The sequence below is a fragment of the Roseibium sp. MMSF_3544 genome, assembly GCF_030732845.1.
In the GTDB taxonomy this organism is placed as follows: domain Bacteria; phylum Pseudomonadota; class Alphaproteobacteria; order Rhizobiales; family Stappiaceae; genus Roseibium.
Genome location: NZ_JASHKA010000011.1, coordinates 208545 through 228757, shown reverse-complemented (window position 1 = coordinate 228757; position 20213 = coordinate 208545). Strand labels below are relative to the sequence as shown.

The 20213-nt window shown below is 57.0% G+C and carries 15 protein-coding genes; 6 read left to right on the top strand and 9 right to left on the bottom strand.

The annotated features are described in order from the left end of the window. Positions 1-28: 28 nt before the first annotated feature. Positions 29-1141 (bottom strand): S-(hydroxymethyl)glutathione dehydrogenase/class III alcohol dehydrogenase, encoded by a 1113-nt coding sequence (locus tag RBB47_RS17645; protein WP_305987175.1) that lies wholly within the window; start codon positions 1139-1141, stop codon positions 29-31. 389 nt (positions 1142-1530) lie between these two features. Between RBB47_RS17645 and RBB47_RS17640 the strand changes: the two genes are divergently transcribed. From RBB47_RS17640 to RBB47_RS17620, 5 genes are all read left to right on the top strand, one after another. Continuing rightward, complete coding sequence (locus RBB47_RS17640) at positions 1531-2784, top strand: sarcosine oxidase subunit beta family protein (protein WP_305987174.1); 1254 nt, start codon at positions 1531-1533, stop codon at positions 2782-2784. A 15-nt stretch (positions 2785-2799) separates the two neighbouring features. Next, a complete protein-coding gene (locus RBB47_RS17635; RefSeq protein WP_305987173.1) occupies positions 2800-3105 on the top strand; it encodes a sarcosine oxidase subunit delta in 306 nt (101 codons plus the stop codon). Beyond that, positions 3102-6104: a sarcosine oxidase subunit alpha family protein gene (locus RBB47_RS17630; protein ID WP_305987172.1), complete on the top strand. Its 3003-nt coding sequence runs from the start codon at positions 3102-3104 to the stop codon at positions 6102-6104. Before RBB47_RS17635 ends, RBB47_RS17630 begins: the two co-directional genes overlap by 4 nt. Continuing rightward, entirely contained in the window at positions 6097-6672 is a 576-nt protein-coding gene (locus tag RBB47_RS17625; protein ID WP_305987171.1) for a sarcosine oxidase subunit gamma, read from the top strand. Before RBB47_RS17630 ends, RBB47_RS17625 begins: the two co-directional genes overlap by 8 nt. Before the next feature lie 171 nt (positions 6673-6843). Then, positions 6844-7575, top strand: a complete 732-nt coding sequence (locus tag RBB47_RS17620; RefSeq protein WP_305987170.1) for an endonuclease/exonuclease/phosphatase family protein — start codon at positions 6844-6846, stop codon at positions 7573-7575. A gap of 65 nt (positions 7576-7640) precedes the next feature. Here RBB47_RS17620 and RBB47_RS17615 read toward each other — a convergent pair whose 3' ends face one another. From RBB47_RS17615 to RBB47_RS17585, 7 genes are all read right to left on the bottom strand, one after another. Further along, positions 7641-8126 carry an NUDIX hydrolase gene (locus tag RBB47_RS17615; protein ID WP_305987169.1) on the bottom strand — a complete coding sequence of 162 codons (486 nt, stop codon included), beginning with the start codon at positions 8124-8126 and terminating at the stop codon, positions 7641-7643. A 110-nt stretch (positions 8127-8236) separates the two neighbouring features. Then, positions 8237-9127: a nitrilase-related carbon-nitrogen hydrolase gene (locus tag RBB47_RS17610; protein ID WP_305987168.1), complete on the bottom strand. Its 891-nt coding sequence runs from the start codon at positions 9125-9127 to the stop codon at positions 8237-8239. A gap of 82 nt (positions 9128-9209) precedes the next feature. Then, positions 9210-9401, bottom strand: a complete 192-nt coding sequence (locus tag RBB47_RS17605) for a hypothetical protein (RefSeq protein WP_305987167.1) — start codon at positions 9399-9401, stop codon at positions 9210-9212. A gap of 84 nt (positions 9402-9485) precedes the next feature. Next, the gene (gene recJ / locus RBB47_RS17600; RefSeq protein ID WP_305987166.1) at positions 9486-11303 is read right to left on the bottom strand and encodes a single-stranded-DNA-specific exonuclease RecJ; all 1818 of its coding nucleotides are present in this window, start codon (positions 11301-11303) and stop codon (positions 9486-9488) included. A 24-nt stretch (positions 11304-11327) separates the two neighbouring features. Then, positions 11328-12329 carry a class II fructose-bisphosphatase gene (gene glpX / locus RBB47_RS17595; protein ID WP_371932810.1) on the bottom strand — a complete coding sequence of 334 codons (1002 nt, stop codon included), beginning with the start codon at positions 12327-12329 and terminating at the stop codon, positions 11328-11330. A 44-nt stretch (positions 12330-12373) separates the two neighbouring features. Then, on the bottom strand, positions 12374-13696 hold the full coding sequence (locus tag RBB47_RS17590; protein WP_305987164.1) for a homoserine dehydrogenase: 1323 nt from the start codon (positions 13694-13696) through the stop codon (positions 12374-12376). Between the two features lie 22 nt (positions 13697-13718). Next, on the bottom strand, positions 13719-14936 hold the full coding sequence (locus tag RBB47_RS17585; RefSeq protein ID WP_305987163.1) for an LL-diaminopimelate aminotransferase: 1218 nt from the start codon (positions 14934-14936) through the stop codon (positions 13719-13721). A 944-nt stretch (positions 14937-15880) separates the two neighbouring features. Between RBB47_RS17585 and RBB47_RS17580 the strand changes: the two genes are divergently transcribed. Beyond that, positions 15881-17686: an alpha/beta hydrolase gene (locus RBB47_RS17580; protein WP_305987162.1), complete on the top strand. Its 1806-nt coding sequence runs from the start codon at positions 15881-15883 to the stop codon at positions 17684-17686. Between the two features lie 70 nt (positions 17687-17756). Here the strand turns inward: RBB47_RS17580 and RBB47_RS17575 are convergent, their stop codons facing one another. Next, positions 17757-20078 (bottom strand): EAL domain-containing protein, encoded by a 2322-nt coding sequence (locus tag RBB47_RS17575; RefSeq protein ID WP_305987161.1) that lies wholly within the window; start codon positions 20076-20078, stop codon positions 17757-17759. Between the last annotated feature and the right edge of the window lie 135 nt (positions 20079-20213).

The window sequence follows — 20213 nt, the reverse complement described above, 5'->3', positions numbered from 1 at the left end:
CTACCCGCACCCCAATGTGCGATCCGCGTCAGTACAAAACGACTGACCGGATCGACTCGCCGGCATGCATCAGGTCAAAGCCCTTGTTGATGTCTTCAAGCGGCATTGTGTGCGTGATCATCGGATCGATTTCAATCTTGCCGTCCATGTACCAGTCAACGATCTTGGGCACATCCGTGCGGCCACGCGCTCCACCGAAGGCCGTTCCGCGCCAGGAGCGGCCCGTCACGAGCTGGAACGGGCGCGTCGCGATCTCAGCGCCGGCGGGCGCGACACCAATGATGATGCTCTCACCCCAGCCCTTGTGGGCCGCTTCAAGCGCAGTACGCATAACCCCAACATTGCCGGTCGCATCAAACGTATAGTCCGCTCCGCCCTTGGTCAGGTCGACCAGGTAAGGCACGAGATCTCCCTCGACCTCAGTCGGGTTTACGAAATCCGTCATCCCGAAGCGGGTCGCCATCTCAACCTTGGCCGGGTTGAGATCAACACCAACAATCTGATCAGCACCCGCAAGACGCAGGCCCTGGATCACGTTGAGGCCGATGCCGCCGAGACCAAAGACGATCGCGCGAGACCCCTCCTCCACCTTTGCGGTGTTGATCACGGCGCCGATACCGGTCGTCACTCCGCAACCGATGTAACAAACCTTGTCGAAGGGAGCGTCCGGCCGGATCTTCGCGAGTGCGATTTCCGGGACGACCGTGTAGTTGGCAAATGTGGACGTGCCCATGTAGTGCAGGATTGGATCGCCATCCAGCGTGGTGAAACGGGAGGAGCCGTCCGGCATCAGGCCCTGACCCTGCGTAGAGCGGATCGCCTGGCAGAGATTGGTCTTGGGATTGAGGCAATATTCGCAGTTACGGCACTCTGGCGTGTAAAGCGGAATGACATGGTCACCCGGCTTCAGCGTCGTCACACCCGGGCCGACTTCGACAACAACGCCTGCTCCCTCGTGACCGAGAATTGCGGGAAAAAGCCCCTCCGGATCGGCGCCTGACAAGGTGAACTCGTCGGTATGGCAAATACCCGTTGCCTTGACCTCAACCAGAACCTCAAAGGCCCGCGGCCCTTCAAGGTTTACGGTGGTTACTTCAAGTGGTTTTCCGGCACCTACGGCCACGGCTGCACGAACTTCCATGGAAGGCTCTCCCCTATCTGTTGTTTCATGGAGAGTTACCGGCCCTTGTTTCAATTGCAAGAAGCGAAACGACCTCTGATGTAAGGAATGCGTAAATCGTCAATAAAATTGATGTTTTTGCGCAATCGTCAGGATGTAGAACCGGGCGAAAACGCGAAAACCGAGATCAGCGCTTTGAGCGCCCAAACAGAAGCGACACCTATGTCGTATTCTGACAAACAAGCGACTGAAACCTGATACGCAAATGCATGTGCAATCGCGAATATGCGCGGCAATAGACTGGGCCAACCCGCGTCGGTATGGTCCCGTTTTGTGTCATTCAACAAATCAGGCTGAGCTTACGGTGTTTGCGCCCGGAAGTTGTCTGAAACGTGCGGAGCCGCTGCTTCATGAAGCGATATTCCTTTCTGGAACTGGCAAAGAATGCCTTTTCCGCGCACCAGAACTGGGGCCGCCAATGGCGATCGCCGGAGCCCAAGACCGAATATGACGTGGTAATCGTTGGCGCCGGCGGGCACGGTTTGGCAACGGCCTACTATCTCGCCAAGGAACACGGTGTGCGCAACGTTGCGGTGATCGAAAAAGGCTGGCTCGGCGGCGGCAATACCGGCCGGAACACGACGATCGTGCGGTCTAACTATCTTTGGGAAGAAAGCGCAGCACTTTACAACCATGCGATCGGCTTGTGGCAGGGCCTTTCGCAGGAGCTCAACTACAATGTCATGTACTCTGCACGCGGCGTGATGATGCTCGCGCACACGGTACACGACGTACAGGTCGCGCAGCGACACATTCATGCAAACCGCCTGGCTGGCGTGCAGAACGAGTGGCTGACACCGGAGAAGGCAAAGGAATATTGCCCTCCTCTCAACATTTCGAAGAACATCCGGTATCCCGTCATGGGCGCGGCCCTTCAGCGCGTCGGCGGCACTGCGCGGCACGACGCCGTGGCCTGGGGCTATGCACGTGGGGCCGATGATCTTGGCGTCGATATCATCCAGAATTGCGCGGTGACGGGCATTCGGCGCGGACAGGACGGTGCCGTTGAAGGCGTCGAAACGTCCAAAGGCTTTATCAAGGCGAAGAAAATCGGCGTTGTCGCCGCGGGTCACACTTCCACGGTCATGGACATGGCCGGTGTGCGCATGCCGCTGGAATCCTTTCCGCTTCAAGCGCTCGTGTCCGAGCCGGTGAAGCCAGCCTTTCCCTGCGTGGTCATGTCGAACACGATCCACGCCTACATTTCGCAATCCGACAAGGGCGAACTGGTTATCGGCGCCGGCACGGACCAGTTTATTTCCTATTCCCAGACGGGTGGCATCCATATCTCCAATCACACGATTGACGCGATCTGTGAGCTTTTCCCGCATTTCCGGCGCATGCGCATGCTGCGCAACTGGGGCGGTATCGTCGACGTGACCCCAGACCGCTCCCCAATCCTGTCCAAGACACCAGTCGCTGGCCTTTACGTGAATTGCGGCTGGGGAACCGGCGGCTTCAAGGCAACACCGGGCTCCGGACACGTCTTCGCGCACACGATCGCCAAGGACGAGCCGAACCCGATCAACGCCCCTTTCACCATCGACCGGTTCCGGACCGGACGCCTCATCGACGAAGCAGCTGCCGCTGCCGTCGCGCACTAGGAAAGATCTCGTCAGATGTTGCTGGTTTACTGCCCCTATTGCGGCGTCTCACGCCCGGAAACCGAGTTTTCCTGCCGCGGCGAAGCCCATATTGCAAGACCCGCCGACCCGTCGCAGACGAGCGACGAGGATTGGGTCAATTTTCTCTACATGCGGTCCAATAGCAAGGGTGTCTACGTGGAACGCTGGCGTCATATCCATGGATGCGGCCGTTTTTTCAATGCCGTGCGCAATACCGTCAGTGACGAATTCCTGAAATTCTACAAGACCGGCGAACCGATGCCTGATCTTGAAGAGCTCGCCAAGGAGGCCGGCAAATGAGCCAGCCATTTCGGACCGAAAAGGGGGGCCGGATCGATCGGTCCCAACAACTCACCTTCACTTTCGATGGCGAAGAGATGCAGGGCCACCAGGGCGATACGCTCGCCTCGGCACTTCTTGCAAACGGTGTCCATCTCGTTGGAAGGTCATTCAAGTATCATCGCCCGCGCGGGATCCTGACCGCCGGTTCAGAGGAACCGAATGCGCTTGTTGGCGTCTACCGGAACGGTGACCAGACCCCAAACCTGCGCGCGACGCAGGTCGAACTCTATCAGGGGCTGGAAGCGATTTCCCAGAACAGGTTTCCATCGCTCGGGTTCGACGTCGGTGCAGTCAATGACAGGCTGTCCATGTTCTTCCCGGCAGGTTTCTACTACAAGACCTTCATGTGGCCGAAATCCTTCTGGGACAAGGTCTATGAGCCGGTCATTCGTGCAGCTGCAGGTCTCGGGAAACCGCCCAAGAATCCGGATCACGATCACTACGGAAACCTTTACGCCCATTGCGATGTACTGGTTGCAGGTTCCGGTCCAGCCGGACTGGCCGCAGCGCTCGCAGCAGCAGAAACCGGGGCAAAGGTCCTCCTGTGTGACGAGCAGGCGGAATTCGGAGGATCCTTGCTGACAGAGGCGAACGCCACCATCGACGGCAAAGCGCCGGCAGATTGGGTTGCGGATGCTGTCGCCAAACTTCAAGCAATGGACAATGTCACACTGCTGAGCAGAACCACCGCATTCGGCTACTTTGCGCACAATTACATCGCGCTTGTCGAGCGGGTGACGGAGCACCTGCCGACACCCGATCCGAAGCTGCCGCGCGAACGCCTTTGGCAAGTCCGCGCAAAGGAAGTCGTGATCGCTGCCGGCTCGATCGAACGTCCGATGGTGTTCCCGGAAAATGACCGGCCAGGCATCCTGCTTGCCGAAGCCGGCCGCACCTATCTCAATCGATACGGCGTAAAAGTCGGTCACAAGGTCGTGGTCGCAACCGCCTGTGACACGGCATGGCAAGCAGCATTCGACCTGGCCGATCACGGCGTTGAAGTGGCGGCGATTGTCGAAATGCGCGAAACGCCGCCGGAAAGCCTGATGTCGATTGCCAAGGCGCGCGGTATCCGCGTTGAAGCCGGCTGCATCGTCACAGGAACGCTCGGCCGCAAACGGATCAAGTCCGCCCTGCTTGGACGGCTGATGACCTCCGGCCAGGTCGCCTCAGGTGGTCAGGTCGACTGCGATGCGCTCCTTATGTCCGGTGGCTGGACCCCAACCGTCAGCCTGTACTCTCAATCCCGCGGTAAAGTCGTGTGGGATGCGGACAAAGGCGCTTATGTGCCAGGCAAGTCGGTACAAAAGGAACGTTCGGTCGGTGCCGCCAAAGGCCTTTACGGCCTGCAGGCAACCCTTGAAGACGGATATGCCGCCGGTGAAGAAGCTGCAAAAGCGGCAACCGGAAAGTCCGCGACAATCACTTACGCCACGGCAACGGGCGGCGAAGCAGGAGACGGTGGAACGCTCGGCGCCCTGCCCCACGACCGCAACGCTTCACGCGTCAAGGCTTTCGTCGACTACCAGAACGATGTGACGGCCAAGGACGTGAAACTGGCCGTTCGCGAGGGCATGCAGTCGATCGAGCATATCAAGCGTTACACCACGACCGGCATGGCCACCGACCAAGGGCGCCTTTCGAACATGAATGCACTTCAGATTGCATCCGGTGCGCTTGAGCGGCCCATGACAGATGTCGGACTGACAACATTCCGCCTGCCCTATACACCGACAACTTTTGGCGTTTTTGCGGGCGTTGCCCGTGGCGACTTCTTCGACCCGGTACGCAAGACGCCGTCTCACGACTGGGTCGTCGACAACGGCGGTGTCTTTGAGGATGTCGGCCAATGGAAACGGACATGGTACTTCCCGAAAAATGGTGAAGACATGCACGCGGCTGTCGCCCGCGAATGCAAGACTGTCCGCGACAGCGTCGGTCTGTTCGACGCATCGACGCTCGGCAAGATCGAAGTTGTCGGGCCCGATTCGGCCGAGTTCCTGGAACGGATGTACACCAATCCATGGAAGAAGCTCGCCCCGGGCCGGTGCCGGTATGGTCTGCTCCTGAACGATGCCGGTTTCATTACCGATGACGGTGTCATCGGGCGACTTGCAGAAGACCGCTTCCACGTCACGACGACGACGGGCGGCGCGCCAAGCGTCTTTGCCACGATGGAAGACTACCTGCAGACAGAGTGGCCTGATCTCGATGTCTGGATTACCTCAACCACGGAGCAGTACGCCGTCGCCGCGGTTCAGGGTCCGAAGGCCCGAGAGGTGATTGCGCCGTTCATCGAAGGTGTTGATCTGTCCAACGACGCCTTCCCGCATATGAGCGTCAGGGAAGCCACTTTCTGCGGCGTCCCCTGCCGGTTGTTCCGTATCTCCTTTACCGGTGAGCTCGGGTTCGAAATCAACGTTCCACGCCGCCATGGCAAGATGATGTGGGAAACCCTGGCCAAGGAAATCGAAAAGCACAGTGGCACCACCTACGGCACGGAGACCATGCATGTTCTGCGCGCAGAAAAGGGATACATCATCGTCGGGCAGGACACCGACGGCACCGTGACGCCGCAGGATGCGGGCATGACCTGGGCCATCGGTAAGAAGAAGTTCGATTTCGTCGGAAAACGCGGGTTGGAGCGACCAGACCTTGTGGCAGACAACAGGAAGCAGTTTGTCGGCCTTCTTACCAAGGATCCGAAGGTGAAACTTGAGGAAGGTGCGCAAATCACAACTGCTGAAACACCGGCAACCGGAACGCCGGCAGAAGGGCATGTCACATCGTCGTACTATAGCCCCGCTCTTGACCGCTCAATCGCGCTTGCGGTGGTGAAGAACGGTCATGCGCTCGATGGAAAAACCCTCTACGTGCCCATGCCGGAAGGCAGCATACCGGTCGAGGTGACCGGCACGGTGTTCTATGACAAGGAAGGAGCACGGATCAATGTCTGATGGTCTGGCAAGCGATCTGATCACACCTGATGCAGGCGCAAGCCCTCTCCTGAACCAAAACGATCTCTCGATCCTCAAGGCATCCCCCTTGACGAGACTTTCGTTCCGGGCACGGGAAACCGCGCTGAACGATGCAGGGACTGCCTTCGGCGTCCCGCTGCCGGTCAAACCGCTGTCCAGTGAAACCGGTGACAAGCGCGCCGCACTCTGGATGGGTCCGGATGAATGGACGTTACTGGCACCTGAAGACGAGCTCCAGTCGGTCTTTGAGCAGATGGAAAGCGGGCTCGGCGCCCATCCTCATGCGCTCGTCGACATTTCAGAGCGGTCCGACGCGATCATCTTGAGCGGCAAAAAAGCAGTTTGGCTGCTCAACACGGGCATCTTCATCGATTTCTCGCTGGAGGCGTTTCCGGTCGGGACCGTGGCCCGGACAGTCTTTCACAAATCCCCGGTGATGGTCTGGCGCGTGGCAGAGGAAACATTTGTTGTCGAAGCCTGGGTGTCGTTCATGGACTACGTTTCAGGTCTCCTGGTGCAATCGGCACAGGAACTTGAAGCCGCCTGACGAGACTCTCCAATTCGTGACGAAAAACCCTTGTGGAGATGTTCACAAGGGTTTTTCTTTGCCACAGACACTCAATAAGCACGATTAGCCTTGGCGAACGCCAACGGCTTGTGCAGCTATTTCAAACCCTTTACTTGCAAATGAACGATAAAACCCGCCACTCTTAACGACATGCTCAAAATCGGTTCCTACAACATCCAAAAAGCCATCGGTGTCGACGCAAGACGTCGGCCGGAGCGGACGCTCAAGGTCATTGAGGAACTGAATTGCGATATTCTGGCGTTGCAGGAGGCCGACAAGCGGTTCGGGCCGCGCGAGAGCACCTTGGATCGTGACAGTATCCTGTACAAAACCGACTACCGGCCCGTGCCATTTGCCAAGGGAAGCAAAAGTCTCGGCTGGCACGGCAATGCAATCCTTGTGCGCAATTCGATCGGCATTGACGCCTATCGGCGGTTGGATTTGCCGACATTGGAACCACGCGGCGCCGTTGCTGCGGATTTAGACGTCGACGGGCACAAGATCCGGGTCGCAGCAATGCATCTGAGCCTTGTCGGCCACTTTCGGAAAAAGCAGATCGCCTCACTGATGCACCAGCTTCACGAGCATCTCGATTATCTGCCCACAGTGCTCATCGGCGATCTGAACGAATGGCGGGACACGTCCCGCAGCATGAAATTGCTCAAAGAACGCTATGAAGTGACGACGCCCGGCAAGAGTTTTCCAAGTCCCCTGCCCGTCGGGAGCCTCGACAGGATCATCACCAGCCCCGAATTCACCGTTCGCCAGGCGGGTGTGCACAAATCAAAGACGGCTCGCGTCGCGTCCGATCATCTTCCAGTCTGGGCGCACCTGTCACTTGAAGCGTCCGCTCAACTCGCTGCTCAGCCATCGATGTCCTGAGATTGCCGCTGCGCAAAGGGAATTGGGTTCAGGGTACGGACCCAGACCAGCGTGAACGGGTATTGTTATCCGATTTTTGCCCGATGACGGTGCAGGAACCGGCCAAGTGCGGGTTCGTCCACCGAAGCAATCGCCTCTGAAAGAGGCAGCCAAATCTGTTTCCGTTGACCGACTTCGGGAAATTTCTTCAACTGCTTCTCGAACTGCAGTCTGAAGACCAGGACCTTTGTCGGGAGCCTCGAACCATCATCAAGTCCCTTAAAGGACCGAAAAGTGCCTATCGGCCTGGTATCGGCTTTACCGATCACACCCGCTTCTTCGTAAGCTTCGATAACAGCGGTCTCAAAAGCCTGCTTTTTCTTTTCCGGCCAACCCTTCGGCAGAATCAATCGACCGGTGTCACGAGTCGAGACGAGCAAGATCTCGTTTTCCCGTTCACCCGGCCGAACGCACAATGCCGCAATCTGCAAACGGTTCTGCTTTAAAAACAAGCCTTTAATACCGTGCAGCCACGAGGCATCGTGTGCCTTTATTGCCTTGGCGAAACTCATCTCCACACCTTTCATAGGAATGGCACGTATAGTGATTTTTGCTGTGTCCGTCCAGTCGAAAAGTGCACATTGTGCACCATCATTTTATTTGCCGGCTCATATTTTCGTGTTCATCCGGCACGGACCGAAACATGATTGGCGGTCCATGCTCCCGGCCAGACTTCCGCTTTTCCGCTTCTCAACCGGCGAAGCTGTTCAACGGGCACATGTGCAAGCAAAAAGAGGTCATCGCCTTGAGCACCGTCTGTCGGCTCACTTTCGGCGCCGATGCCGCTGAAACCGAACTCCTCTTCACAGGGAAGATAGAGCGCCGCGCCGGAAACGTTCGAGTCGTTTTGTGTCGTGCCCTTTGAGACGCCAACGACACCGCATACTGCGACCGCGCACATCAACTCGACAGCCCTCGCCCGGGAGCATCCGTAGACCCGATGGTAGCCGGACAGTTTTTCGGTCATCGACGGGACCAGGATCAGATCCGGTTCGTGTCTGGCAAGCAGGCTGCTGAGCGCGGGCATTTCAACATCAAGGCAAATCAGGATTGCCATTTTCAGTCCGTCGAGCTCAAAAATCTGAAGATGATCGCCCGGCGTCAGAAACCACGTATCCTTGCATTGTTCGAAAGGGGTCAGGCACAGCTTGTCCTGCCGTATCTGCCGTCCATCCGGGGTGACAACAAACGCTGTATTGCTCAGTCCACCGTTGAAACGGACCGGCATCGTGCCCGCCAGCAACGAGATGCCGTGTTTTTCAGACAGCTTTGACAACAACGGTATGAGCTCGCGCCCAACTTCCCCAAGGAATGCCATTTCCTGGTCAGGACGCAATCCTTCAGGCTTGAAGGCAAGACAGCACTCGATCAGGTATTCCGGGAGCATGAGCAACTTCGCTCCTGCGGCGGCTGCACGCGCCATGCCCTTTTCAATCTCTGCAGCAAAGTCTTCCACCGAAGCCGGCGCACGGCCGAGATTGTAAGACCACATTGCAATTGAATAATCCGTCATGACGCGTCGGTGCTCCGCCTGTTGAAGCGCCGTACATAATGCCGCGTCTGCGGCAATTTCAAGTCAGGAGGGAAGACTTGCCTCAATCCAGAAAGAGGCCAGCGAAGACTGCGAGAACAATGAGAAACCCCGTTCCCGTCAAGGCACCATTGGGCTCTTTAGGCAGGCCCTTGAATTTCGCCGACCGGCGCACTTCACGAATGCCGCGCAACGCGTTGTCAGCACGCTTGTCGATTTCCGCAAAATAGGGCGATAGCTCATTCTGAGCACGCATGGCCGTTCCTCAACGATTCCTTCGTGGATTGAGGCTATGCGAGGACCCTTAGAGTTTGGTTAATGGGCGCTTTCCCAGCGCTCGTTAGTGGCGGCTTTTCTGCGGATCGGCAACATCCAAAATCCTCAACTGAACCTTGGGTGTTCCTTGCCATGTGTCGATCGAAAGACTGCCGGAAACGTGAAGGTTCCGGCCCCGGCCTTCAAGCAGCATTTTGCCGTGCGGTTTGTCATCCGCCTTGAAACAGATAGCCTTCAATGTGGAGCCGTCGCCGGCTGCCAGCGTCGCCCGGACATGCCCCTTGCCGACGACATCAGCGAACGTGACCCGGTGCGCTGGAAAGGCAAATACCGGTTCTGAATGCCCAGCCCCATATGGTCCTGCCTTTTCCAGGAGTTCCATAAGGTCCAAGGTTGCCCCGGTTGCCGTCAATGCGGCATCGACCTTGATTTCCCGATGTGCTGTTGCAGCGTCGACGTCCGCTTGCAATGTCTCGTTGAAAAACGCCTCCAGGTCCGATGCCTTGTCGCGATGGACCGTGAGACCGGCCGCCATTGCATGACCGCCTCCCTTTTCCAGGAGGCCGTCTTCGACCGCTTGCCGCACAGCCTTGCCGAGATCAACACCAGGAATCGACCGACCGGATCCCGTTCCCTTTCCCGTTTCGTCAAAAGAGATCGCGAACGCAGGGCGTCTGTGGGCTTCCTTGAGACGGGACGCGATCAGACCGACAATGCCGGGATGCCAATCCTCAGACCCTGTCAGCAGAACAGAAGGGTCGCGTTGCTCGATCGCGGCAACCGCTTCGGCACCTGCCTGTTCAAGCATCAAGGCTTCCATCGTCTGACGCTCACTGTTCAGCTGATCCAGCCTCTCTGCAAGTGCACGCGCCTCGTGCGGGTCTTCCGTCGTGAGCAATCTTGCTCCCAGTGCCGCGTCACCGATGCGTCCGCCTGCATTGATCCGCGGACCGATCAGAAATCCCAGATGATAGGGCGCCGGGCGGCCACTTACCCGCGCAACATCAGCGAGCGCCGTCAATCCGTAATTGCGCCGCTGATGCATGACCGCGAGCCCACGTGTGACATAGGCCCGGTTCAGCCCGCGAAGCGGAACAACATCGCAAACCGTTCCGAGCGCCACGAGGTCGAGCAAGCTCATCAGGTCGGGTTGTTGCCCGTTTTGAAACGCGCCTCGCCTTCTCAGTTCCCTGTTCAGACCGACCAAAAACAGGAAGGTTACACCGACCGCCGCCAGATGTTCCTGACCTGACAGATCGTCCTGACGGTTCGGGTTGACGAGCGCGACCACTTCGGGAAGGGTCTCGCCGACCTGGTGGTGATCTATGACAACCACATCCAGGTCCAGTTTCCGCGCCGTCTCGAAAGCTTCGAAAGAGGTGCTGCCGCAGTCGAGCGTGACCAAGAGCTCCGCGCCGCTCTGGTGCAAATGTTCGATCGCCGGCCCGTTGGGCCCATAACCTTCGATGATCCGGTCGGGTATATGAATGACCGGATCTTGTCCAAGCCATTGCAGGTATTTGGCAAAAATGGCCGAGGACGTGGCACCGTCGACATCGTAGTCGCCGAAAATCGCGATTTTCCTGTCACCTTGAATTGCGTCAGCAACCCGCATTACGGCGTCATCGAGATCGACAAGCCTGGAAGGATCCGGCATCAGGTTTTTGATGGAAGGCGCCAGAAAGTCCGCCGCCTGATCGGCGACGACGCCCCTGGCGGCCAGAACGCGCGCAAGAACATCCGGCAATCCGTGCATCTGCGCGATTGCCATCGCATTACGGGTATCGGTCGGGCTCAGCCTTTCGCGCCACGCATTGTCGTTCGCCGAACGCGCGACCCCCAATACAAGCCGTCTTTCTTCCTCTCCGGAATTATTGAGCATTCAGAGCCGATCTTGATCCAGGCTTCAATCCAAATGGAACTTTTCCAAATCCGTATGCTGGGCCTTGATGTAACGAACTGTGCCCGTGGAGGAGCGCATGACAACTGTATGTGTCGTGATGTGCTGTCGGCCAAAACGCACGCCTTGAAGGAAGTTTCCGTCGGTAACGCCGGTTGCTGCGAAGAGCACATCCGGCCCTGCCATTTCCTCAAGCGTATATTTCTTCTTGATATCCTCAATACCCATGCGGTGTGCGCGTTCGACCTGCTCGTCGCGCGTGATCACCAGGCGGGACTGCATCTGTCCGCCAATGCAACGAAGGGCGGCAGCAGCAAGGACCCCCTCCGGTGCGCCCCCAATACCCGCGTAAATGTCTATCCCCGTCTCGTCCGGATCCGTGGTGTGAATGACACCAGCGACATCGCCGTCACCAATGAGACGGATGGCGGCACCGGTTGCGCGGATGTCCTCGATCAGTCTGGCGTGACGCGGCCGGTCGAGCACGCAAGCGGTCACTTCATTGACCTTTACACCCTTTTCCTTTGCGACAGCGGCAATGTTGTCTGCAACGGGTGCATCGAGGTCAATCAGATTGGCCGGGTAGCCGGGCCCGATTGCGATCTTGTCCATATAGCTGTCGGGAGCATTCAGAAGATCGCCTTCAGGCGCGAGCGCTATCACCGCAAGAGAATTCGGCAGGTTCTTCGCGCAAATCGTGGTTCCTTCGAGAGGATCGAGCGCGATGTCGACTTTCGGGCCCTGCTTCGTTCCAACGTTTTCGCCGATATAAAGCATCGGGGCTTCGTCGCGCTCGCCTTCGCCAATCACCACAGTGCCATCGATCGGCAGACGGTTGAGTTCGCGCCGCATTGCGTCCACTGCCGCCTGGTCAGCCGCCATTTCGTCGCCGTGACCACGCAAACGTGCCGCCGACACGGCCGCTCTCTCGCTGACACGGGCCAGTTCAAGGGTCAGAATCCGATCCAGTCCACTCGGCGACTGATTTTCAGTATTGGACATCAACATCTCCAGTCTCTCCCCACGCGACGTCAGGTCGGGCAACTCATTCATCAATTCAGTTTTTCAATCCGGATCATTTGCGGCTGTTCGGCAACAACACCCTTGGACATGATCACGTCGAGGGCCTCTTTAATCGCGACCTCGGTCGTTTCATACGTGATCAAGATGACAGGTTGAGGCGTATCGGCGTCATAAGTTGCCGGCGCATCTTCAGTTGCGTGACGCTTTTGAACGATGGATTCCAGCGATATCCCGGCCTCGCCCATGCAACGGGCAATTTCCGCAAATGCACCCGGTCTGTCGAAAACCGAAAGACGGATATAATAACCACCCTCATGAAGGCGCATGCGCGCGCGCTCATACGCTTCAAGGTCCGCGGCCGGCATGCCGAGAACGCGGGTTTCGTCACCTCTGGCAATGTCGGCAATATCGGCAACAACCGAGGATGCTGTGGCGTTACCGCCAGCGCCTGGTCCAACCAGCACGATTTCGCCGACAAAATCACCGTCGACAGCAACGGCGTTCAAGACACCGTCAATCCTCGCGATGGCTGAGGATTTCGGCACCATGGTCGGATGCACACGCTGCTCAATACCGGTCTCCGTGCGCTGAGCCACACCAAGGAGCTTGATCCTGTAGCCCAGTTCATCCGCAGCTTGAATGTCAGCGGTCGTGATCGACGTAATGCCTTCCATGAAGATAGTGTCGCTGGAGATCTTCGTCCCGAACGCAAGGCTCGTCAGGATCGCCAGCTTGTGCGCCGTGTCATTGCCTTCAATGTCGAAGGTCGGATCGGCTTCGGCGTATCCAAGCCGCTGCGCATCCGCAAGGCATTCCTCGAACCCGATCCCGTCGGCTTCCATACGCGTCAGGATGTAGTTACAGGTGCCATTGAGAATGCCGTAGACACGGCTGATGTCATTCCCTGCCATCGATTCCCGCAAGGTCTTGACGATGGGAATTCCGCCGGCGACAGCCGCTTCATAATTCAGACAGACGTTGTTTGCTTCGGCAGCTTCCGCGAGGTCGACACCATGGCGCGCCAGCAATGCCTTGTTCGCGGTCACGACGTGAATGCCGCGCGCAAGCGCGGCCCTGACGCTGTCCTCCGCCGGCCCGCTTTCGCCGCCGATCAGTTCGACGAATATGTCGATATCCGCGTTCGCCGCCATTTCAACGGGATCCTGATACCAATCGAAAGCCGAAACATCGATGCCGCGATCCTTGGAACGATCGCGCGCGCTCACGGCTGTTACCGCGACGGCTCGACCGGATTTACGTGCGATTTGAGCGCCGTGTTTTTCCAGGAGCTGCACCATGGACGCGCCTACGGTGCCAAGGCCAGCTACGCCGACTTTCAAAGCTTCAGCCATTTACAATTCAGTCCAGTTCTTTTCAGCCAGATGTCTCGAGCGGGATGACGTTGTGCAGCTTTTGATCTGCAGTTTCAAGGAAGCGGCGGATATTTCTCGCGGCCTGGCGCAGACGTTGTTCGTTTTCCACCAATCCGATGCGCACATATTCGTCACCATGCTCGCCGAAGCCGATGCCCGGTGCGACAGCCACGTCCGCTCGCTCCAGCAGCAGCTTGGAAAATTCAAGGCTGCCCAGGCTTCGGAACCGGTCCGGAATCGGGGCCCAACAGAACATGCTCGCCTCGGGTGCGGGGATGTTCCAGCCTGCGCGACCGAAACTGTCGACGACGACATCGCGTCGTTTGCGGTAGACCTCGCGGGTCTCGACAATACAGTCTTCGGGACCGTTCAGCGCGGCAGTCGCGGCCACCTGAATGGGCGTGAATGCGCCGTAGTCGAGATAGGACTTCACACGGGCAAGTGCGGAGACAAGCCGTTCATTTCCCACTGCAAAGCCCATGCGCCACCCCGGCATGGAAAAGGTTTTCGAAAGCGAGGTGAACTCGACGGTGACGTCCATCGCACCTGGAACCTGAAGCACGGAGGGTGGAGGTGTCGCCCCGAAATAGATCTCCGAATAGGCAAGGTCCGACAGAATGAAAATGTTGTGCTTGCGGGCGAAAGCAACAACGTCCTTGTAAAAATCGAGGTCGGCGCAATAGGCCGTCGGATTTGCCGGGTAGCACAGAATAATCGCAATTGGTTTCGGTACCGAATGTATGACGGCCCGCTCCAATGCATCGAAAAACGCAGCGCCCGGCTCGGCGGGAACGTTACGGATCGATGCACCTGCCATCAGGAACCCGAACGTATGAATCGGATAGCTCGGGTTCGGGCTCAGGATCACGTCTCCAGGCGCGGATATCGCCTGAGCCATGTTCGCAAAGCCTTCCTTGGAGCCAAGTGTTGCGATGACCTGTGTATCAGGATCCAGCTTCACTCCGAAACGGCGCCCGTAATAGGCCGCCTGGGCCTTGCGAAGCCCGTGAATGCCCTTGGAGGCCGAATACCGGTGCGTCCTTGGATCCTGGACGACCTCGGTCAGCTTGTCGACAATGTGCTTGGGTGTCGGCAGGTCCGGGTTGCCCATGCCAAGATCAATGATGTCCGCCCCTGCCCCGCGCGCCCTCGCCTTCAGACGGTTGACCTGTTCGAAGACATACGGCGGCAGCCGTTTGATCTTGTGGAATTCCTCCATGGCGCGGATCCTCGCGTGTTAACGACACAGCCGTGCAAACACCAGGCGAAGTGTGCGCGGCGGGGCCCTTTTAGCAGCCTGAAACCGATTGCGCATCCGTCTTTGCGAAACTAGCCACCTAAATTTGGACTGTTTTTTAAAATGGATTTCTGAAGCGTCGAACGGACGTCCGAATTCAAACGATTAGGTCACACCTTGAAAGACCCGGTATCGATGAAATGCATGAATTCGATCGGAGATTATCGATGTTGTCGGGAGAGTTTCAAACCGTTCCGCGGACTTTCAGCCGATCATTCCGCCGCAAATTTGGGACAGGCGGACTTGCACTCCGAAGCGGTGCGCGTCCTGCTACTCCGACGCAAGCGATTCCAGATAGGCTGCAGTTTCTTTCCGGTCCTCAGGATTGATAAGCCCTCTGGACTCGCCAGGATTGACCGGTGGCCCATAGCCTTGAGGCGTCGGCACATTGCCGTTCAACTGGCTTTTATCCGCCTTCATCGCAACAATGAGTGGTGTTCCTGGTCCAACACTGCAAGCAGAGACCGCCAACAGACACACTAAGCTGAAAAGGATTGCGCCAATCCTGCCCATTTTGTTGCCGAGCTCCCTCCAACACACGCCACGTCCGCGACGCCTTCACGTCTTTCGATGCTAACAGATCGCTGGTGAGCGCGCGCGTTTTATAGGCGTTTAATCGTCATTTTGAGTGAAATCATGCCGAGATGGCTAGAGTTGAACTACATTTCAGTGTCATGAACCTCTTTTAGCCAGAGAACGTTCCATACTCCTCAATACCAATCGACGACGCTCAGCCCATGTGTCATAAATAGTCAAACGCCCGAATTACCGACGAAAATTTAACGAGATAACGCATTTCAGAATCGAAGGTTCTCTGGCCGGCAAAAGGCCGAACGGGCAACGAAATACCGGAGGGACTCCCACCCATGTCTGACGACCGCCCGCATCCGATGTTGCAGTACATTATCAACAATCCGGAAGCGTTCGCACAAAACCTGGCAAAAACCCTTGAACAGGCCGGAAAAGCGCTGGCGGCGTATATCGAGCCGCGCGAACAGGGCAAGATCAAGCACGAGTCGACCGACGAACTGACGGGTGTCGTGAAAACACTGGCGCAGGTGAGCGAGTATTGGGTGTCTGATCCCCAACGGGCGATAGAAGCACAGTCAAGGCTTTGGACCGGCTATATCGACCTTTGGAACTCGTCGCTGAAACGCATGATGGGCGAACCCTCCGAACCGGCTGTCGAAACCCCGCCGAGAGACAAACGGTTCGCCGACCCGGACTGGGAAAACAATCAATTCTTCGATTTCATCAAGCAGCTCTATTTGATCACCAGCAAGTGGGCAGAAGACATGGTTCACGAGGCACAGGGCCTCGATGAGCACACGCGCCACAAGGCTGAATTCTACGTCACCCAGATCGCCAACGCCGTCTCTCCTTCCAACTTCGTTCTGACCAATCCGGAACTGCTGCGTTTGACCATGGAAAGCAATGGCGAAAACCTGGTCAAGGGCATGCAGCATCTTGTGGAAGACCTTAAGTCCGGAGAGGGGGAACTCAAGATCCGGCAGACGGATCCGTCCAAGTTCAAACTGGGAGAAAACCTCGGCAACACCCCGGGAAAGGTCATCGCGCAAAACAATGTCTGTCAGGTAATCCAGTACACGCCGACCACTGCGGAGGTGCTGAAGCGCCCCCTCCTGATCGTGCCCCCCTGGATCAACAAATTCTATATTCTCGATCTGAACCCTGAGAAGTCCTTCATCAAATGGGCCGTCGACCAGGGACACACGGTGTTCGTAATCTCTTGGGTCAATCCTGACGAGCGGCAGGCGCAAAAGAGCTTCGAGCACTATATGAAGGAAGGGATTCTCAACACGCTCGACGTCATCAAGCGCGCAACCCGCCAGCAGGAAGTCAATGCCATCGGGTATTGCGTCGGCGGAACGCTTCTCGCGGTCACCCTCGCCTATATGGCGAAGATCGGTGACGAGCGCATCAAGACGGCAACCTTCTTCACAACACAGGTCGACTTTACATTTGCAGGCGATCTGAAGGTCTTCGTCGATGAAGAACAGATTTCAATTCTGGAAAAACGGATGGCGGAACAGGGCTACCTGGATGGTTCGAAAATGTCCTCGGCCTTCAACATGCTGCGGTCGAACGACCTGATCTGGTCCTACGTCGTCAACAACTATCTGAAGGGCCAGGAACCCTTCCCGTTCGACCTGCTTTACTGGAATTCCGATTCCACACGCATGCCCGCCGCCAACCATTCCTTCTACCTGCGTAATTGCTACCTGGACAACAAGCTCTCCAAAGGCGAGATGGAAATTGCCGGTGAAAGGTTGGACCTGTCCAAGGTGAAGGTTCCGATCTTCAACCTTGCGACGCGCGAAGATCATATTGCTCCGCCGAAGTCGGTCTTCCTTGGATCTGGCTGTTTCGGAGGTCCGGTCGAATATGTGCTGGCAGGGTCAGGACATATCGCAGGGGTCGTCAATCCGCCGGCGAAGAAGAAGTACCAGTTCTGGACCGGCGGCGAACCGAAGGGCACGCTGGAAAACTGGCTCAAGAATGCCGAAGAGCATCCCGGTTCGTGGTGGCCTTTCTGGGACGAGTGGATCCGCTCCAACGATGCGGCAACGGCCAAGGCGCGCAAGCCGGGCGCAAACCGGATAAAGATCCTGGAGGATGCGCCAGGGTCCTATGTGATGAAAAAAGTCTGAGCGCAGGCCTCTGCAACGGGTGGACGGTGCTTTCCTTGCAGCGTCACCCCACGGCCCAGTTCATTGCCAATTAGCCAAATTGCACGTTGATTGGTGTCAGCGACATGCCCAGGAGCTTGCCGAGCTTTTCTGCCGACATCGGCCGACCGAAGTGAAATCCCTGTACTGTCTCGCACTGGCAACTGGCAAGGAACGCCTGCTGCTTGGCGGTCTCAACGCCCTCAGCAACAACGTTCAATCCAAGCTCACGGCCGAGAGAAATAATCGCGCGTGCGATGCTTCGGTCGTTTTCATCGGTTTCGAGATCACGAATGAAGCTCTGATCGATCTTCAGACGAGTCAATGGAAAATTCTTCAGCGCAATCAGGCTGGAATAGCCGGTTCCAAAATCATCGATTGCGAGTTTCAGGCCGATCTTGCGGAAGTCGTCCATCAGTTGCACGGCCAGTTCGGTATTCTGCATCAGCAGGCTTTCAGTGACTTCCAGCTCCAGATACTGAGCGGCCAGTCCTGTCTTCTCGAGCGTGTCGCAGACATCCGTAATCAGCGCAGCATCCCTAAATTGGCGTGCAGACACATTCACCCCGATCGTGATCGGCGGAAGGCCTTCGACCTGCCAGGCCTTGTTCTGGCTGCAAGCCTCGTGGAGCACCCAGCGTCCCAGTGGCACAATCAAACCGCTGTCTTCAGCCAGTGAAATGAAATCCTCCGGCATCAGATCGCCGAGCGCGGGATGACGCCAGCGCACCAAAGCTTCGGCACCAACGATCCTGCCACTGAAAAGATCATATTGCGGCTGGTATTGGAGATGAAAATCGCCCCTTGAAATTCCGCTTCGCATTTCTTCAAGCAGCGTGAGGCGATTAAACGATTTCTCAGGTCGACTGTGCTCGTAAATCTTGAAGCCATCCCGCCCGAGCGACTTTGCTTCGAACATAGCCTTGTCGGCGTTCTTCAAAAGCTGTTCTGCGTCTTCAGCATCCAGCGGATGGCAGGCGGCTCCAATGCTGCAGGTCACGTGAAAGGAAAGATCGCCTATAGAGATGGTCCTGGTGATTTCATCGCGCAGTCGGATCATCAGATCGACCAGTGCCGGCTTCTGGGCATGTTCGCCTTCCACGATCAGAACGAATTCATCGCCGCCGAAGCGGATGGAATCATGCTTGCCGTCATGCACCTCAAGGATTCGCTCGGCAATGATCATCAGGACCTGATCGCCGATGGCATGGCCAAAACTGTCGTTGACGACTTTGAAGTCATCGAGGTCGACAAACAGGAGCGCTACATGCTCGCCGGTCTTGCGCCCGGTTTCAATCTTCTCCGCCAGCCGGGCCTTGAAATCGTGCCGGTTCGGCAAACCTGTAAGCACATCGTGATTGGCCAGATACCGGATTTCGCTCTCTGCGCGATCACGCTCCACCGCGATTGATGCCAGGCGAGCCGCTTCAACCGCGAGCTTTTCCTCGTGCTCGGTTGGCAGGCGCACTTCCTTGGAATAGATCCCGAAAGTTCCCAAAACCCTGGAATCCTTGCCGAAAAATGGAACCGACCAGCAGGATCGCATTTCGAATTGACTGATCAGGTCCCGGAATTCTGCCCAAAGCTCATGTTCCAGTATATCGGCGACAAAGACGCTTTCGCGCCGGTGAACAGCTGTTCCGCAAGACCCTGCCTTCGGACCGATCGATATCCCGTTGCACAAGGCGACGTAGTCATCCGGTAGATTCGGCGCGACGCCTGCCAAGAGCGCTTTCCCGGCGTCGTCAACCAGCATGACGGAAGCCATAACGCGGTCCATCTGACTTTCGATCATCAGAACCAGGGTCTCAAGAACATCGTTCAGAGGTTTGGAGGTCGCTATCTCCTGCAGAACCTTGTTCTGACCCTGTTGCAGGAATTCAGCCCGCTTGCGCTGCGTGATGTCGCGCGAAATTCCGACAATCCCGACAACCTCGTTCTTGTCGTTCAAAACGGGAAATTTTGACGATGACAGCCAGCGGCGATTGCCGTTTGCCAGGATTGACCGTTCTTCGTAGTCAATTCTTGCCTCTTTCGAGGCCATGATTTCGGCTTCGGCTGCCGCGAACTTGCCGCCTGTCTCCAGTGGATGGAGTTCCAGATCGGTTTTTCCGATAACCTGCTCCGGATCGTCGAGCCCCAGATCAAGCGCAACCTGCTGGTTGGCCATAACAAACCTGTGGCCGCGATCCTTTACGAAGACGTAGTCCGAGACGTGGTTGACAAGCGTTTGTACCCAGTCGCCGCTGAGGTGCAACTGATCATCTTTGCCAAGATGAGCGAGACGATTTATCCGCTCCAATTCCTCGGCCAGGGATTTTCCATTGGTCAGGAGACCCGCCTGGCCAGCTGTTAGGCTCCGCGTGTGAACCATGCCGCTGCCGAATTGTCCAATTATTCAATATTCTAGTACTGAGACATATTAGATACTTCGCCACTAACAAAGAATAAAGGTGTCGAAAATACTATGAATACACACTTTTTATCGACGGGCATCAGAATGAGCACT

Coding starts and splice junctions, on each gene's coding strand:
- RBB47_RS17645 (WP_305987175.1), bottom strand. CDS start 1,141: ATGGAAGTTCGTGCAGCCGTGGCCGTAGGTGCCGGAAAACCACTTGAA.
- RBB47_RS17640 (WP_305987174.1), top strand. CDS start 1,531: ATGAAGCGATATTCCTTTCTGGAACTGGCAAAGAATGCCTTTTCCGCG.
- RBB47_RS17635 (WP_305987173.1), top strand. CDS start 2,800: ATGTTGCTGGTTTACTGCCCCTATTGCGGCGTCTCACGCCCGGAAACC.
- RBB47_RS17630 (WP_305987172.1), top strand. CDS start 3,102: ATGAGCCAGCCATTTCGGACCGAAAAGGGGGGCCGGATCGATCGGTCC.
- RBB47_RS17625 (WP_305987171.1), top strand. CDS start 6,097: ATGTCTGATGGTCTGGCAAGCGATCTGATCACACCTGATGCAGGCGCA.
- RBB47_RS17620 (WP_305987170.1), top strand. CDS start 6,844: ATGCTCAAAATCGGTTCCTACAACATCCAAAAAGCCATCGGTGTCGAC.
- RBB47_RS17615 (WP_305987169.1), bottom strand. CDS start 8,126: ATGAGTTTCGCCAAGGCAATAAAGGCACACGATGCCTCGTGGCTGCAC.
- RBB47_RS17610 (WP_305987168.1), bottom strand. CDS start 9,127: ATGACGGATTATTCAATTGCAATGTGGTCTTACAATCTCGGCCGTGCG.
- RBB47_RS17605 (WP_305987167.1), bottom strand. CDS start 9,401: ATGCGTGCTCAGAATGAGCTATCGCCCTATTTTGCGGAAATCGACAAG.
- recJ (WP_305987166.1), bottom strand. CDS start 11,303: ATGCTCAATAATTCCGGAGAGGAAGAAAGACGGCTTGTATTGGGGGTC.
- glpX (WP_371932810.1), bottom strand. CDS start 12,329: ATGTTGATGTCCAATACTGAAAATCAGTCGCCGAGTGGACTGGATCGG.
- RBB47_RS17590 (WP_305987164.1), bottom strand. CDS start 13,696: ATGGCTGAAGCTTTGAAAGTCGGCGTAGCTGGCCTTGGCACCGTAGGC.
- RBB47_RS17585 (WP_305987163.1), bottom strand. CDS start 14,936: ATGGAGGAATTCCACAAGATCAAACGGCTGCCGCCGTATGTCTTCGAA.
- RBB47_RS17580 (WP_305987162.1), top strand. CDS start 15,881: ATGTCTGACGACCGCCCGCATCCGATGTTGCAGTACATTATCAACAAT.
- RBB47_RS17575 (WP_305987161.1), bottom strand. CDS start 20,078: ATGGTTCACACGCGGAGCCTAACAGCTGGCCAGGCGGGTCTCCTGACC.